Source organism: Mesorhizobium sp. LNHC232B00 (assembly GCF_000502435.1).
In the GTDB taxonomy this organism is placed as follows: Bacteria; Pseudomonadota; Alphaproteobacteria; order Rhizobiales; family Rhizobiaceae; genus Mesorhizobium; species Mesorhizobium opportunistum.
The window spans coordinates 267,455-280,345 of sequence record NZ_AYWP01000003.1; the positions used below are offsets into that span (position 1 = coordinate 267,455).

The window sequence follows — 12,891 nt, forward strand, 5'->3', positions numbered from 1 at the left end:
CGGCCACCCTCATATCCGACCCTTGATGCCAAGTGCGGTCTCGCGATCGCGGGAGATTTCCGATGTCCGATCTCGACCTTTGCTATATGCCGGCCCATGAAGCACTGAGGCTGTTCAAGGCGAAGAAACTGTCGCCCGTCGAATTGATGCGCGCCACCATCCGCCGGGCCGAAACCACCAAATCGGCGATCAACTGCCTCACCTTCACGCATTTCGAGGAAGCGATGGGGCTGGCGGCCAAGGCCGAGGCAAAATATGCCAAGGGCGCCCGCACCGGCGCGCTCGAGGGCCTGCCGATCGGCATCAAGGACGAGAGCTACATCAAGGGCAAGCCGACATCGCACGGCTCCCTGCTGTCGAAGGACGCCATTGGCGGCCACACCTCGACGATGAACGAGCGCGTTATCAAGGCCGGCGGTATCATCCATGCCCGCACGGCGACGCCCGAGTTCAGCTGTGCCGGCTACACCTGGTCGAAGCGCTGGGGCGTCACCCGCAATCCGTGGAACCGCGACTTCACGCCGGGCGGTTCGTCCGGCGGTTCGGCGGCCACGCTTGCCTCCGGCACGTCGTCGATCGCCACCGGCTCGGACATTGCCGGATCGATCCGCATTCCGGCCTCGGCCTGCGGTCTCGTCGGCTTCAAGCCGCCTTACGGGCGCAATCCGGACGAACCGCCGTTCAATCTCGACTTCTATTGCCACACCGGTCCGCTGGCGCGAAACGTCAGGGATGCGATCCTGCTGCAGAACGTCATGGCCGGACCGAGCCCGCTCGATATCGCCACGCTGCGCCCGAAACTGCGCCTGCCGCTCGACTACAAGCCGATCAAGGGCTGGAGAATAGCCTTTTCCATGGATCTCGGCTCCTTTGAAGTCGACCCTGACGTGCGCAAGAACACTCTTGCCGCCTGCGACGTGTTCCGCTCGCTCGGCGCCACCGTCGAGGAGGTCGATCTGGGCTGGGGGGACGATGTGCTCAAGGCCGGCATGGCCTACCTGGAGCATCTTTTCGGCGCATCGCTGTCGCAACTGCTCGGGAAGCACGGCAAGGACATGACCAGCTACGCCCGGCAGTTCGCCGAGGATGGACAAAAATCCAAGGCAACGGATTTTGTCGCGACGCTCGATGTGGCGGCCAGGATGTACCAGACGCTGGGTCCACTGCTGGAAACCCATGACGTGCTGATCTGCCCGACCAACGCGCTTCCGGCGGTGCCGGCGGAGTTCGACCAGACCAGGGACAGGGTCGAGATCAATGGCAAAGAGGTGAACCCGTCGCTCGGCTGGGTGATGACGACTCCGTTCAACATGATGAGTCGCTGCCCGGTTCTGTCCATACCCTCGGGCCATGCAACCAGCGGCGTGCCGACAGGCATCCAGATCGTCGGCCGTACCTATAGCGACGCCGATGTCTTCCGAGCCGGGCTGGCCTATGAAACGGCCCGGGGGCAATGGTATGGGAACGCCGGGACACGCCCTTCGCTCTGAGTGACCTCTGGAGCGAGCGAAGTAACTAAGGGGCGGGATATTTCCGCCGTGGGTCCGAAAGGCCTGACGAAAATGGCGCAACGCAAGGCAACCGCAAAGCCAGAGAAACGCAAGGCCGCGACGGCCAAGGGCAGGGGGGCGGCAAACGATGCTCCCCCCAAGGACCGTCGGCGCGAGCGCGGCGAAGCGAGCGTGCAGCGCATCATCGACGCCACGATCGAGCTCATCGCGGAGGAGGGCCTGGCGAGCGTCACCATGCAGCGCATCGCCGAACATGTCGGCTCGTCCAACGCGCTGGTCGTCTTTCACTTTCGCAGCAAGGAAAACCTGTTCCGGGCCGTCCTGCAGTATCTCAGCGATCGATATGACGAGCTGTGGGTCACCCTGGTGCGGGCGCCCGGCCTCTCGCCGGTCGAGAGGCTGCTCGGCGCGGTCGACTGCGCGCAACGCTTTGCCCGGCAGCATCCGAAATGGGTTTCGGTCTTTGTCGTGTTCTCCAGCGACCGCAAGAGCATGCAGATCTACAATGAAATCGGCCTGCCGAGCGATCTCGCCTACACCGCCGAAGCGCGCGAACTGCTGATCGAGATTTCGCGCAGCGGTGGTTACACCGGCGTCGACATACGAACCCTGTCGGAAAGCCTGAATTATCTGGTTCATGGCGCCTGGTACTGGGACCATCTGAACCCTTCCAGCCGTGACACCGATGTGCTGCGCAAAACCATGCTGCTGCTGTTGCATCAGGCATTTCCGCGACACTTTTGAACTGATGGGTTAAGATCGTCAGGGGCTCTTGCGCAGATGGCAGCCGACCTGCCGTTTTCGCGCCAGGTATTCATCGATCAACTGACGATAGCGGGCCTTGCCGAAGCTCGGGAAATGGCCGCCATGCACGACCGAGACGTCGAGGTCGCGCAGGGCGGCGAGTGTCTCGACATAGTCCGGGATATCCGAGTGATAGACGTCGTCGATCAGCGGGCCGTCATAGACGATGTCGCCGGACAGCAGGATGCCGGTTTTCTTCTCATGCAGCGCTATGCCGCCGGGAGAATGGCCCGGCGTGTGGATTACCTCGAAGGCGCGGTCGCCGAGATCGATAACGTCGCCATGTTCGAGCAGCCGACCGGCCGGCGCGGCTGAAATGCCGTAGCGCGCGGTGTCCCAGCCTTTCGGGATGCCATCGAACATCTCGTCGGTCGCATAGCGGTCGGCCACCGTCCATTCGTTGCGCGGATCGGCGAGGATTTCCGCCTCGGCACGGTGCACGCAGCGGTCGGGAAATTCGTGATGGCAGCCGATATGGTCGAAATGCGTGTGGCTGGCCACGCAGGTCAGCTTGCGCTCGCTCACCAGCGGCACCTGGCGCCTGAGGCTGAAATGGCCGAGCCCGGTGTCGAAGAGAAGATCGCGGTCACGGCCGCGCACATGCCACATGTTGCAGCGGAAGAACGGCTTTATCCATGGCTCATGGATCAGCGTCACGCCGTCGGCCATGCGGATGGTCTCGTACCAGTCGGGTGCGTCGATGACCGCAAGCATGCCCATGTTCAATCCGTCAGCAGGATGATCTGGTCGGTATCGCACGAAGCCGCGACCGTGTCGCCCGGCTGGACCGTGGCCGCTGCGGGCAGCTTGGCGATGAGCTGCACCGAGGGGTCTTCGACGGACATCGCGAGCACACGCTTGAAGCTGCCCTGGAAGACGACGTCGCTCACCTTGGCCGTGCCCAGCCTTGTGGCGCCTGAGGCGGCGCCCAGGCTCAGATGCTCCGGCCGTATAGCCAGCGCAATGGCCGAGCCCACCGGCAACGCACCGCGCAGCGAAACCGCCCCGACAGGCGTCGCGACCGTGCTTGTCTTGTCCTTGGCCTCGGTGACCGTGCCGGCGAGGATCGTGCTTTCGCCCATGAAGGTGGCGGAAAAGCGCGTCGCCGGCCGGGCATAGACGCGCTCGGGTGGTCCTTCGTCCTCGATGCGGCCGTCATTCATCACCACGCAGTGGTCGGCAAGCGCCATCGCTTCTTCCTGGTCATGGGTGACATGGATGAAGGCGGTGCCGACGCGCTTCTGGATCGCCTTCAATTCGTCCTGCATCTGCCGGCGCAGTTTGAGGTCGAGCGCGCCGAGCGGCTCGTCGAGCAGCAACACCGCCGGCTCGATCACCAGCGCACGCGCCAGCGCCACGCGCTGCCGCTGGCCGCCTGAAAGCTGGTGCGGCTTCTTGTCGAAGGCGGGGGCCAGCCCGACCAGCGCCAGCGCTTCCCGCGCCCGGGCGGCACGGGTCGCACCGTCGACGCCCTGCATGCGCAGCCCAAAGCCGACATTGCCGCCGACGCTCATATGCGGAAACAGCGCATAATCCTGGAAAACGGTCGTGGTCGGGCGCCTGGCCGGCGGCACCGAGGTGCAATCCTTGCCGCTGATGAACACCTTGCCTTCGCTGGGCGTGACGAAACCGCCAAGGATGGACAACAGCGTCGTCTTGCCCGAACCCGACGGTCCGAGCAGGATCGTGTAGCTGCCGGGCTCGATCTGCAGCGAGACATTTTTCAGCACGGCCAACTGCCCGAAACGGTGAGAGACGCTGCGTATGTCGACCAGGGGCGCGGTCATGTCTTTCTCCTGCGCAGCAATGTCAGTTCGAACAGCACGACCAGCACGATGGAAACGGCGAAGACCAGCGAACCGACCGCGTTGGTCTTGGGGTTGAGGCCGGAGCGCAGCAGGTTCCAGATTTCCACCGGCAGCGTGGTGTCGAAGCGCGTCAGCAGGAAGGAGATCACGAACTCGTCCCAGGAGAAGGTCATCGACAGGAAGAAGCCGGCGAAGATCGCCGGTGCCATCACCGGCACCGTGACCAGCAGCAGCACCTTCCATTCCGGCGCGCCAAGATCGCGCGCGGCGCGCTCGATGTTGATCTGGTGGTCGCCCATCTGGCTGTAGATGATGGCAAAGCAGAGCGGCAAATTGATCACCACATGGCCGATGCCGGCGGCAAGCAGCGATTTCGGCACGCCGGCCCAGTTGAACAGCACCAGCAGCCCCATGCCGATGATCAGGTAGCTGACCGTCAGCGGCAGCGTGATCAGCCCGCGCAGCAGGCCCGAGCCGGGCAGCACGAAGCGGGCAAAACCCCAGGCCGAGAGGAAACCCAGCGTGACCGCGGCGAGCGACGAGATGGATGCGACCAGCAGCGAATTGACCAGCGCCGAGGTCAGCCGCGTGTCGGACAGAACGGCCTCGTACCAGCGCAGCGACGGGCCGGTGAACGGCGGGATCGGGAATGACGTCGCCTGCAGCGAAAACAGCACCAGCACGACCACCGGCAGGAAGATGAAGCCGTACACTGCAAGCGCGTAGAGCCAGGAAATGACGCGGACAACCCGGTGCATGGTCAGGCCCGCTCGATCTTCAGCCAGCGGGCGCAGGCGAGATAGGCAACGGTGACGACCGCCATCAGGATGATCGACAGCGCCGAGGCGAGCGGGAAGTCGCCGCGCCGGCCGATCTGCATCATCACCAGCTGCGGCATCAGAAGCTCGTTGTTGCCGCTGAGGATCTGCGGCGTGATGTAGTCGCCGATGCACAGCACGAAGGTGAGGAAGGCGCCGACCATGATACCGGGCAGCGTCAGCGGCAGGACGACATGCAGGAAGGTGCGCACCGGCCCGGCGCCGAGATCTGCCGCGGCCTTGCGGTAACTCGGGCTGAGCTGCTTCAGATTGGCGAAGATGGTCAACGTCAGCAGCATGACGAAGAAGTGCGCGAAGCCGGTGACAGTGGCCAGCCGAGTGTTGGCGAGCTGCAGCGGCTCGGTGATGAGGCCGGCGCCGGTCAGCGCGCGGTTGATGACGCCGTTCTGCGCCAGCACCAGCAGCCAGGAGTAGGAGCGCAAGACATAGGAGGTCCAGAACGGCAGCACGGCCAGCATCAGCGCCAGCCGCTGCCAGCGTTCCGGTACCTGTTCGGCGAGGATCCAGGCGAAGGGGTAGGCGAGCAGCACCGAGACCACGGTGACGATCGCCGTCACCTCGAGCGAGTTCACCATGGCCTGCCAGTAGGACGGGTCGGTGAAGAACTGGCTGTAATTGGCGAGCGTGAAGCCGCCGCCCTCATGTGCCGTGAGGCTGGAAAGCCCCATGGCGATGAAGGGCAGCACGAAGAACAGCAGCGTCCAGCCAAGCGCCGGTGTGACCAGCGCCCAGGGCAGGGCATTGCCCGCCCGGGGCAGGGCGCGCCCGTCTTTTGCAGTCGAATTCACGAGCGGTATCCGCTCACTTCGCCTGCAGCATTTCAGTCCACATATCCTGCATCTTCTTGTCGAGATCGGCGTTCGGCGCCGGATAGGCTTGGGCGCGGGCAAGGAAGCCGGGCTGCTCGTCGAAGCGCAGGATCTTCTTCTGGTCGTCGGTCAGTGCCGCCTTGGAGTTGGAGGGCATGCCCCAATAGCAGGACGAGGTGGCAAGCCGCGCCTGGCCTTCCGGGCTCATGATGTACTGGATGAACTTCAGCGCCATGTCCTTGTTCTTGGAATCCTTGAACATGGCCAGCGACTGCGACCACAGCACCGCACCTTCTTTCGGGATGGAGAAGTCGAGCGCCGGGTTTTCCTTGGCTAGCCCCGCCGTCACCCATTCGCCGCCGCCGACCAGTATGTCGACCTCGCCGGTCGCAAGCGCCGTCTGGCTGGCGGTGACTTCGCCGACCAGCTTGGCATTGGCCTTCATCTTGAGAAGCTCGGCCTTGATGGCTGGGAGGTTGGCCTCGGTCAGCTCCGCCGTTTTCTTGCCGATGGCGAGTGCCGCCATGCCGATGACCGGCAGGTAATAGTCATAGATGGCAACCTTGCCCTTGTACTTGTCGCTGGTCAGCGACGCCAATGACTGCATGTCGGCCGGGTCGACCTTGGTCTTGTTGAAGCCGATCGTGTTGTAGCCGAACTTTTCGGTGACGCCGTAGCGCTTGCCGCCGACCACGGTCGAGCCGTCCATCTTCACCTGCGGGAACAGGTCGGCCAGCGGCAGCTTGTCTTCCGGCAGTGGCTCGAACAGGCCCTTTTCGACGCCGCGCGGCACATCGATACTGTCGATCACCCTCACGTCCCAGTCACCGGGCTGCGACTGTTCGACGATGGCGAGGCCGGCGCCGGTGCCCTCGAATTCCTTGACGTTGACCTTGACGTTGTTGGCTTCCTCGAAGGGCTGCAGCAGCGCCGGATCGGAATGATCGCACCAGATCAGGGCGTTGAGATCGGCGGCCTCGGCGAGACTGCCGGCGCCAAGCAGCAGCGCGGTGGCAGCGCAGGCGGCGCGTAGATGGTTCTTCAGGACGGAAAGCGGATTCATGGCTTTTGACTGTGCGGACATCGAGTGTTCTCCCTGCCTTTGTGGCTTCTTGCAAAAAATTGAACCAGTTTTAAAATTGAGTCAATTCTATTTTTGTGGCAAGAGGCTGATATGAGCGGATTGCGGGCAAGGCAAAAGGCGGATCGGCACAGGCGCATCATCGAGGCGGCGGCCGCACTTTTCCGCGACGCCGGCTATGAGGGCGCCAAGATCGAGGCGATCGCCATGCAGGCCGAGGTGTCGGTCGGCACCATCTACAATTACTATGAGAATAAGGGCGACATCCTCGGCGCCATCGTCTCGCTCGAGGTCAACGAGGTGCTCAACGCCGGCCGCGGCGTGGTCGCAAGGCCGCCGGCCAATGTCGGCGACGCGCTGGACACGCTGGTCGGCATCTATATCGAGCACTCGCTGCATTACCTCAGCAAGGAGATGTGGCGGCAGGCGATGGCGATCTCGACGCAACTGCCCGACAGTCCGTTCGGCCAGGCCTATACGGCGCTGGACCGCTCGCTGACGGAGCAGATCCGCGCCCTGATCACCCGGCTGCAGGAGATTGGGCTGGTACGGCAGGACATCGACGGGGCAGCGCTCGGCGAACTGATCTTCAACAACATGAACATGATGTTCATCGAGTTCGTGAAGCGCGACGAGGCCAGGATACCGGAGCTGCGCGCGGCCATACGTCGGCAGAACCGCATATTGGTGGCGGCGATTGGAGTGTGAGCGAGTCAGGAGCAGGCAGGAGAAACCGTCGCTTCGTCGTTCCGCATCAGTTTCACGTCTTGAGTTGAGGTTGAAATCTGATACAACTTAGGAGGGCATAAAAAGGGGGAGTGAAATGGGGACGTTTTCCATCTGGCATTGGGCGATTGTACTGCTGTTGATCGGCGTACCTGTTTTCTTCGCTGTTCGGTCAGCTGCGAAGCCGTCACAGAATCCTGAGCCACTTGTGGGATTCGGCGGCTGGCTGATGCTGCTGGCGATCGGTCAGGCGTTGTCACCACTGCGCACACTCGCCGATTTGGCCAACTCGGCCGACGGCTACCAGCAACTCATGACCCTCTCAAATGGGCCACTAGCGGTCTATGGCGAGGTTACACTCAATCTGGCCTTTCTGGCTCTTCAGTTGGTTGTGCTCGTTTCAATGCTGCGGAAAAGCCGCCGGTTCCCGCAATTGTTTCTGCTCCAGTGGCTTGCGATCCCTGTCGTTTTTGTCCTGGACACGATCTGGATTTCTTCATTGCTGGGCGTTCCGGTGAACCAGGTGCTCGCAGGAGATGCGCTGGCGGCACCGATAGCCTCGTTTGTCGCGGCTGGCATCTGGGTCGCCTATGTCTGCAGGTCCGTCAGGGTGAGGAACACGTTCACCAGGACGAATGCATCTGAGCAAGTCGCCAGCGCCTCATAGAATATCGGCGCTGCGATCGCCCTTGGAAGGCTTTCGGTTCTCGACGATCGTACAGATTGCCCTTCCCGAGAGATGGGTGACAGTTCATTCCGGATAGATGGGTTACACTTTCGGCCCTTTGCAAGGAGAGCNAGTCTCGTCTTCGCCGGCCAGACCGTCGGCATCAAACAGGTCGAGGACCATTGCCCTTCCCGAGAGATGGGTGACAGTTCATTCCGGATAGATGGGTTACACTTTCGGCCCTTTGCAAGGAGAGCAAGGTGCCTTGGAAGGAGTGTAACGTCATGGAAGAGCGGCTGAAGTTCGTCGCCCGGTTGCTGGACGGCGAGAAGATGGCGGTGCTTTGCCGGGAGTTCGATATCTCGCGCAAGACCGGCTACAAGATCCTCACGCGCTACAATGACAGCGGCCTTGAAGGGCTGACGGATCGATCGCGCCGGCCCTATCGCCACGCCAATCAGCTTCCGTTTCAAATCGAGAAGCTGATTGTGCGCCTGAAGCAAGATAAGCCGACATGGGGGGCGCCGAAGATACGCGAGCGGCTGGCCCGGCTGTATCCCGATGTGCACCGGCCCGCGATCTCGACAGTGCATGCGGTGCTCGACCGGCACGGCATGGTCGAGCACCGCAAGCGAAGGCGCAACAGGGCGACGGGGACACCGCTTTCAAACGGCTATCGACCCAACGATCTTTGGTGTGCCGACTACAAGGGCGAGTTCATGCTCGCCGACCGACGTTATTGCTATCCCCTGACCATCACCGACTTCGCCAGCCGCTATCTCATCGCCTGCGAGGCGCTGTCGACCACCAAGGAAGCCTTTGCCTTCACCGTGTTCGAAAGCGTTTTCAAAGAGTTCGGCCTGCCCAGCGCGATCAGGACCGACAATGGCGTTCCCTTCGCCAGCCCCAACGCGCTGTTCAACCTCAGCAAGCTGTCGGTCTGGTGGCTGCGCCTGGGCATCGACATCGAGCGCATCAAGCCGGGCTGCCCGCAGCAGAACGGGCGCCATGAACGCATGCACCTCACCCTGAAGAGGGAAGCCACCAAACCGGCAGGCGCCAATTTCCTTCAGCAGCAGGCCAGGTTCGATGACTTCATCGACGAGTTCAACTCAGAACGCCCGCATCAGGCACTCGGCATGGACTGTCCGGCAGAGCGCTACACGCCCTCAACGCGCCCCTACACCGGCCTGCCGGACCTCGACTATCCGTTTCACGACAAGGCTGTCACCGTCACCACCTGCGGCCGCATCTGCTACAATCGCAAGAAGATCAATCTCAGTCTCGTCTTCGCCGGCCAGACCGTCGGCATCAAACAGGTCGAGGACCATATCTGGCTGGCTACCTTCATGGACTATGATTTGGGATATTTCGACGATGAGACATGCAGGCTCGAACCACTCCAAAACCCTTTCGGGCCAAAAGTGTTACCCATGTCTCCGGTATAAACCGTAACCTATGTGTCCGGAACGGACCCGANAAAACCCTTTCGGGCCAAAAGTGTTACCCATGTCTCCGGTATAAACCGTAACCTATGTGTCCGGAACGGACCCGAAGCAGGATGGCGGAGAGGATGGGATTCGAACCCACGAGAAGCTTTTGACCTCTACTCCCTTAGCAGGGGAGCGCCTTCGACCACTCGGCCACCTCTCCGTTGCGCCGCAGATAAAGAAAAGCGCCGCCACAATCAACAAGCCCGCACCATTATATGGAAAAATAAGATGGCGCCGGAAATCGCGGTTTCCCCAACTGCGGCGGTTCTGCGGCAAATCCCAGGCCGGCGAGTCCAGGCTTTGCCATGATTCCGTCGGCCGATTGCCGGATTCGGCTGGAAACAAGCGGTTGCGGCGGGCCTGAAGGTTAACGAGAGCTTTCTGAGTGAGGTGACGGCTGGCAGGGGCACAACAAGGGCGTTCGCTGAACTTCGCCTGGACCCAGCTCGGTGGCCTGCGCGTCGGTAAAGACGAATCTGCTTTCGATACGTTCATCGGCTATGCCGGCAACGTCATGGAGGATACGATTGTCCCCTACGGCAATATCGACACCAACGTCGTGCAGTACTACTTCGATGCCGGCAATGGCTTCTCGGCCGTGGTCTCGCTCGAAGAAGGCTCGGGCGGGTTGTGGGCCAGGACGCGCTGACACAGGTGCCTCGGCCTCAAGCAACCGGTTTGCTTGATGAAGCTCTACCGCCTGCCGAGCAACGCGTCGTCGGCCTGTGCCCGCGATAGCTGGTTCGCCTTTGGCTGTGCGATTTTCGGGTGCGGGATTTTCGAGCCGGACGGAGCTTTCAGATGTTTGGACCAGGCAGGCGGCAGTCGGTTGTTCATTTGCCTCGCTAGCAAAAACAGTCGCAGGAATCCAGCACGACAAACCGAGGCCACCACAGCTTGCGCCAATCATGCGGTCAAGCTAGCAAGAAAGCCCCTTCCATGCGAGCTTCCGTCATGCGCCAGCGCCCTCCCCTCACACCGCTCATCGCAGCGCTTCCTTCGACTGTGCCGTTTGTCGGTCCCGAAGCGCAGGAGCGCGAGCGCGGGCGGGCTTTCCGTGCCCGCATCGGCGCCAACGAGAGCAGTTTTGGGCCGTCTCCGCGTGTCATAGCCCGCATGGCCGAAATCGCCCGCGACATGTGGATGTATTGCGACCCGGACAATCACGATCTCAAGGTTGCAGTAGCCGCGCATCACGACGTGGCGGTCGAGAATGTCGTCGTCGGCGAAGGCATAGACGGCCTGCTCAGCCTGGTGGCGCGCATGTATGTGGCGCCAGGCGATGCGGTGGTCACCTCGCTCGGCGCCTATCCGACCTTCAACTTCCATGTCGCCGGCGTTGGCGGACGGCTGGTGACCGTTCCTTACGAGAACGACCACGAAAGCCTGGACGGCCTGCTTTCGGCGGTCGTCAAGGAAAAGGCGCCGCTGGTCTATCTGTCCAACCCGGACAATCCGATGGGCACCTGGTGGGAGGCGGGCGAAATCATCCGCTTCATCGAGGCGTTGCCTGAAACAACCATGCTGGTGCTCGACGAGGCCTATGGCGAATTAGGGCCAGCCTCGGCCCTGCCGCCGATCGATATTTCCCGGCCGAACGTCATCCGCATGCGCACCTTTTCAAAGGCTTACGGGCTCGCCGGGATACGTTGCGGCTATGCGGTGGCGGAGACGCAAGTGATCCGTGACTTCGAAAAGATCCGCAACCACTACGGTGTCAGCCGCATGGCGCAAATCGCCGGTGTCGAGGCGCTTGCCGACCAGGCCTATCTCGAGACAGTGGTGGCGCTGGTGGCTGCCGGGCGCCGACGCATCACGGCGGTCGCCGAACAGAACGGGCTGAAGCCGCTGGGCTCGGCGACCAATTTCGTCACCATCGACTGTGGCCATGACGGTAATTTCGCGCTGAAAGTGCTGCAGGGGTTGTTGTCGCGCGACGTGTTCATCCGCAAGCCGATGGCGCCACGGCTGGACCGCTGCATCCGCGTCAGCGTCGGGCTCGACCACGAGCTCGACATTTTCGCCGAGGAGCTGCCCGGCGCATTGGCCGCGGCACGGGGAAACTAGACCACTAGGATGCCGGCGCTCCGCCTAGCATGTGGCTGACGCGCATCAGCATATCCGACAACTCGGCGGCTTCCTTATCGCCAAGCCTCTCGGTCAAGGGGGCGAGATCGCGATCGGCGGCCGCCTGAAGTCCGGCCAGCGCGGCCATGCCCCGTGCCGTGAGCGAGAGAAGACGCGGTACGTCGGGGTCCGTGCGCATTTCGACCAGGCCGGCAGCGGAGAATTTTCGAAGGATTCTCGTGACGTAGGCAGGATCCAAATGGAGTTCCCGGGCGATTTCGGATGCTGCTGGTCCGATATCGAGTCGAAGCGCCCGCGCAAGAAAGCCTGCCTTGCCGCCAAGATTTCCGACGATGTGGCCCGGTCGCTGAGCGAGTTCAAACAGGATGCGCGCCTCGGTCAGCGTATAGGCGCTTTGCGTCAGGGTTTCGTCGAGCAGCCCGATCAAGCCGGTGTAGAACCGGTTGAAGCGACGGATGTCGCCGATCAAGGTATTCCGCCCGGCTGGCATGTCGGCGCTTCCCCCTGAGATTTCCACGTCGTCCCATCATTACATGAAAGTTGACCAAGTCAACTATTCAGAGGATCAAGTCACCCATCTTCCGCCCTTTAAATGACATCAATCCCTTCGGGCCAATTGCCTTCGTCCAATCCTGCGCCAGACTCTATGTAAGGGAGCCTCTATGCAGAGACCCTCTGCAAGGGAGCGAGCCATGGATGACCGGAACATGGATGGCCGAAACATGGATGACCGGAAAAGGGCGGTGCAAGCGCGCGTGCATGGTACAGTGCAAGGCGTCGGCTACAGGATCTGGGCGCAAGGCCAGGCGACGGCGCTTGGCCTGGCAGGCTGGGTGCGCAACGAGAGAGACGGCTCGGTAACGGCATGGCTTGGCGGTCACGATGCCGCGGTTTCAACGATGGTCGAACGGCTTTGGCAAGGCCCGGCGGGTGCATCGGTTTCACGGATCGATGTCGACGAACTCGAGACATGGACCGCGCCTGGAGACTTCAGGATCGTCGCATAGGCGGATTTTGCCCACTTGATTTAGCCCGGCCACTTGAATTAATTGAACGTTCGTTTTA

At 62.1% G+C, this 12,891-nt stretch carries 13 protein-coding genes, 1 tRNA gene and 1 pseudogene; 8 read left to right on the forward strand and 7 right to left on the reverse strand.

Annotation, left to right across the window (positions count from 1 at the left end; translation table 11 throughout):
• The first annotated feature begins 62 nt into the window (after window positions 1-62).
• Together X743_RS162935 and X743_RS162930 are read left to right on the forward strand one after the other, a co-directional pair.
• Window positions 63-1,490 (forward strand): amidase, encoded by a 1,428-nt coding sequence (locus X743_RS162935; RefSeq protein ID WP_023764320.1) that lies wholly within the window; start codon window positions 63-65, stop codon window positions 1,488-1,490.
• A gap of 48 nt (window positions 1,491-1,538) precedes the next feature.
• Window positions 1,539-2,255, forward strand: a complete 717-nt coding sequence (locus X743_RS162930; RefSeq protein WP_245264163.1) for a TetR/AcrR family transcriptional regulator — start codon at window positions 1,539-1,541, stop codon at window positions 2,253-2,255.
• An 18-nt stretch (window positions 2,256-2,273) separates the two neighbouring features.
• Here X743_RS162930 and X743_RS162925 read toward each other — a convergent pair whose 3' ends face one another.
• The 5 genes from X743_RS162925 to X743_RS162905 are packed head-to-tail and all read right to left on the reverse strand — an operon-like array spanning window position 2,274 to window position 6,855.
• A complete protein-coding gene (locus tag X743_RS162925) occupies window positions 2,274-3,035 on the reverse strand; it encodes an MBL fold metallo-hydrolase (protein WP_023764322.1) in 762 nt (253 codons plus the stop codon).
• Between the two features lie 2 nt (window positions 3,036-3,037).
• Window positions 3,038-4,102: an ABC transporter ATP-binding protein gene (locus X743_RS162920; protein WP_023764323.1), complete on the reverse strand. Its 1,065-nt coding sequence runs from the start codon at window positions 4,100-4,102 to the stop codon at window positions 3,038-3,040.
• On the reverse strand, window positions 4,099-4,881 hold the full coding sequence (locus X743_RS162915; protein ID WP_023764324.1) for an ABC transporter permease: 783 nt from the start codon (window positions 4,879-4,881) through the stop codon (window positions 4,099-4,101). Before X743_RS162915 ends, X743_RS162920 begins: the two co-directional genes overlap by 4 nt.
• Window positions 4,882-4,883: 2 nt before the next feature.
• Window positions 4,884-5,750, reverse strand: coding sequence for an ABC transporter permease (locus X743_RS162910; protein ID WP_023764325.1), 867 nt, complete (start codon window positions 5,748-5,750; stop codon window positions 4,884-4,886).
• A 13-nt stretch (window positions 5,751-5,763) separates the two neighbouring features.
• Window positions 5,764-6,855, reverse strand: a complete 1,092-nt coding sequence (locus X743_RS162905) for a spermidine/putrescine ABC transporter substrate-binding protein (protein ID WP_023764326.1) — start codon at window positions 6,853-6,855, stop codon at window positions 5,764-5,766.
• A gap of 90 nt (window positions 6,856-6,945) precedes the next feature.
• Between X743_RS162905 and X743_RS162900 the strand changes: the two genes are divergently transcribed.
• From X743_RS162900 to X743_RS162890, 3 genes are all read left to right on the forward strand, one after another.
• Window positions 6,946-7,560 carry a TetR/AcrR family transcriptional regulator gene (locus X743_RS162900; protein ID WP_023764327.1) on the forward strand — a complete coding sequence of 205 codons (615 nt, stop codon included), beginning with the start codon at window positions 6,946-6,948 and terminating at the stop codon, window positions 7,558-7,560.
• A 115-nt stretch (window positions 7,561-7,675) separates the two neighbouring features.
• Complete coding sequence (locus X743_RS162895; protein ID WP_023764328.1) at window positions 7,676-8,245, forward strand: DUF2569 family protein; 570 nt, start codon at window positions 7,676-7,678, stop codon at window positions 8,243-8,245.
• A gap of 284 nt (window positions 8,246-8,529) precedes the next feature.
• The gene (locus X743_RS162890) at window positions 8,530-9,693 is read left to right on the forward strand and encodes an IS481 family transposase (RefSeq protein WP_031257489.1); all 1,164 of its coding nucleotides are present in this window, start codon (window positions 8,530-8,532) and stop codon (window positions 9,691-9,693) included.
• A 114-nt stretch (window positions 9,694-9,807) separates the two neighbouring features.
• Here X743_RS162890 and X743_RS162885 read toward each other — a convergent pair.
• Window positions 9,808-9,898 (reverse strand) — tRNA-Ser (locus X743_RS162885).
• A 261-nt stretch (window positions 9,899-10,159) separates the two neighbouring features.
• Here X743_RS162885 and X743_RS1000000170380 point away from each other — a divergent pair.
• Both X743_RS1000000170380 and X743_RS162880 read left to right on the forward strand, forming a co-directional pair.
• Window positions 10,160-10,363, forward strand: a pseudogene (locus tag X743_RS1000000170380) (porin); the annotation flags it as partial.
• Window positions 10,364-10,692: 329 nt separating this feature from the next.
• A complete protein-coding gene (locus X743_RS162880; RefSeq protein ID WP_023764332.1) occupies window positions 10,693-11,805 on the forward strand; it encodes a pyridoxal phosphate-dependent aminotransferase in 1,113 nt (370 codons plus the stop codon).
• A 4-nt stretch (window positions 11,806-11,809) separates the two neighbouring features.
• Here the strand turns inward: X743_RS162880 and X743_RS162875 are convergent, their stop codons facing one another.
• On the reverse strand, window positions 11,810-12,295 hold the full coding sequence (locus tag X743_RS162875; protein WP_245264164.1) for a MarR family winged helix-turn-helix transcriptional regulator: 486 nt from the start codon (window positions 12,293-12,295) through the stop codon (window positions 11,810-11,812).
• 253 nt (window positions 12,296-12,548) lie between these two features.
• Here X743_RS162875 and X743_RS162870 point away from each other — a divergent pair, with 253 nt between their 5' ends.
• Window positions 12,549-12,833: an acylphosphatase gene (locus X743_RS162870; RefSeq protein WP_023764334.1), complete on the forward strand. Its 285-nt coding sequence runs from the start codon at window positions 12,549-12,551 to the stop codon at window positions 12,831-12,833.
• Window positions 12,834-12,891: the final 58 nt, after the last annotated feature.

What these genes read in the sequence shown, in the direction of transcription:
- X743_RS162935 (WP_023764320.1), top strand. Translation starts at nt 63, where the DNA reads ATGTCCGATCTCGACCTTTGCTATATGCCGGCCCATGAAGCACTGAGG.
- X743_RS162880 (WP_023764332.1), top strand. Translation starts at nt 10,693, where the DNA reads ATGCGCCAGCGCCCTCCCCTCACACCGCTCATCGCAGCGCTTCCTTCG.
- X743_RS162895 (WP_023764328.1), top strand. Translation starts at nt 7,676, where the DNA reads ATGGGGACGTTTTCCATCTGGCATTGGGCGATTGTACTGCTGTTGATC.
- X743_RS162900 (WP_023764327.1), top strand. Translation starts at nt 6,946, where the DNA reads ATGAGCGGATTGCGGGCAAGGCAAAAGGCGGATCGGCACAGGCGCATC.
- X743_RS162890 (WP_031257489.1), top strand. Translation starts at nt 8,530, where the DNA reads ATGGAAGAGCGGCTGAAGTTCGTCGCCCGGTTGCTGGACGGCGAGAAG.
- X743_RS162915 (WP_023764324.1), bottom strand. Translation starts at nt 4,881, where the DNA reads ATGCACCGGGTTGTCCGCGTCATTTCCTGGCTCTACGCGCTTGCAGTG.
- X743_RS162905 (WP_023764326.1), bottom strand. Translation starts at nt 6,855, where the DNA reads ATGTCCGCACAGTCAAAAGCCATGAATCCGCTTTCCGTCCTGAAGAAC.
- X743_RS162920 (WP_023764323.1), bottom strand. Translation starts at nt 4,102, where the DNA reads ATGACCGCGCCCCTGGTCGACATACGCAGCGTCTCTCACCGTTTCGGG.
- X743_RS162870 (WP_023764334.1), top strand. Translation starts at nt 12,549, where the DNA reads ATGGATGACCGGAAAAGGGCGGTGCAAGCGCGCGTGCATGGTACAGTG.
- X743_RS162925 (WP_023764322.1), bottom strand. Translation starts at nt 3,035, where the DNA reads ATGGGCATGCTTGCGGTCATCGACGCACCCGACTGGTACGAGACCATC.